The organism is Pseudomonas sp. HMSC063H08 (assembly GCF_001813645.1).
Classification (GTDB): Bacteria; Pseudomonadota; Gammaproteobacteria; order Pseudomonadales; family Pseudomonadaceae; genus Pseudomonas; species Pseudomonas aeruginosa.
Genome location: NZ_KV813432.1, coordinates 4,119 through 5,728, shown reverse-complemented (window position 1 = coordinate 5,728; position 1,610 = coordinate 4,119). Strand labels below are relative to the sequence as shown.

At 64.0% G+C, this 1,610-nt stretch carries 1 pseudogene; it reads left to right on the top strand.

Annotated features, from left to right (window positions below):
* Nucleotides 1-1,610, top strand: a pseudogene (locus HMPREF2924_RS14245) (hypothetical protein); the annotation flags it as partial.

Below are 1,610 nucleotides of genomic sequence, written 5' to 3'. Positions count from 1 at the left end.
CGTGGCGATCTCGACAACCGTGGCGGCCAGGTCGTCGGTCTGAACGAACTGCAGGTCCAGGCTGCCGCACTGGACAATCGCAGTGCCGGTCTCCTTTCCAGCAAGGGAGACATGGACATCGAGGTCGCTCGTCTGGACAACAGTGCGGGCGGCAAGCTGGTCAGCGAGCGCCGTACGCTCTTGAAGGCGGATCGGCTCGATAATCGCAGCGGTCGCATTGTCGCCGGCCAGGATCTCGACTTGAGCTCTCGGTTGATCGACAACCGAGCGGGCGATATCTCCAGCACGTCGAGGGTGGTGGCGAGCGCTCGCGAACAGTTGGACAACCGCGGTGGCAAGATCGTCGGTGACAGTGGTCTGGGCATCACCGCGCCACGCGTGCTCAACCAGGACAAGGGAGTACTCGCCAGCCGCGATGGGCTGCGCCTGAGTGCTACGGAGTTGTTCAACGGCGCGGGGGGCCTGCTGTCCAGCCAGAAGGGTATCGACGTCTCCCTGGCCGGTGCGTTCGATAACCAGGCCGGCAGCCTGGACAGCCGGGGCTTCCTGACGGTGAAGTCAGCCTGGCTCGACAACCAGGGCGGTACGCTATCCAGCGCAGGGGCATTGGCAGTGACCAGCCAGGGCACCCTGAACAATCAGGGCGGCAGACTGGCGAGCGACGCTGGACTTAGCTTGAGCAGCGCCAGCCTCGACAACAGCCAGGCCGGTGCGATCAGTGGCAAGGGGGCCGTGGAGATTCGTACCGGCAACCTGAACAACAGCCGGAAAGCCAGTATCGGCAGCGATGCGGGACTCACCCTGGTCGCCGCTCGGGTAGACAACAGCCAGGCGGGCCGGATCGCCGCCAAGGGTGTGATCGATGCGGATCTCCAAGGGCTGGACCAGCATGACAGGGGCAACCTGGTCAGCGATACCGGCATCACGCTCGATCTGAACAAGGGAAGCCTGGTCAATCGCGCTCAAGGCCTGATCGCCACGCCTGGCACCTTGCTCCTGCGCCAACTCGGCGTGGTGGACAACAGCGGTGGGGAAATCTCCAGCGACCGCGCGTTCACTCTTGCCACCTCCGCGTTGAACAACCAGGGGGGACGCCTGCTCAGCGGCGGAGCCCTGACCTTGCGTATCGCGCAGGCCCTGGACAACAGCCTCGAGGGGATTGTCTCCGGCGCCGGAGGTCTGGATATCCAGGCATTCGTCCTGGACAACCGTAGTGGCTCCATCGGCAGCAAGGGCGCCATCGATATCGGTGTGGCCCGCCTGGAAAACGACGCTGGCACACTGATCGCCGAACGCGGCCTGAAGCTGGTAGCCGATGAGGCGAACAGTTCCAAGGGGCGTATCGCCGCCAATGGTAGCCTGCATGCCAAGGTTGGCACGCTGAGCCAGAAGGGAGGAGAACTGACCAGTCAGGACTCGCTGACTCTCGACCTGGGCATCCTAAACAATAACGCTGGCCGTATCGCTGGCAACCAGGGCGTGGACATCACGGCCCGGCAGGTGGACAACAGCGTCGGCGAGATTGCCAGCCAGGGCGTGGCGACGCTGAACCTCACTGAGCAACTGGACAACCGTGGCGGCAAGATCGTCGGTGACAGTGGTCTGGGCAT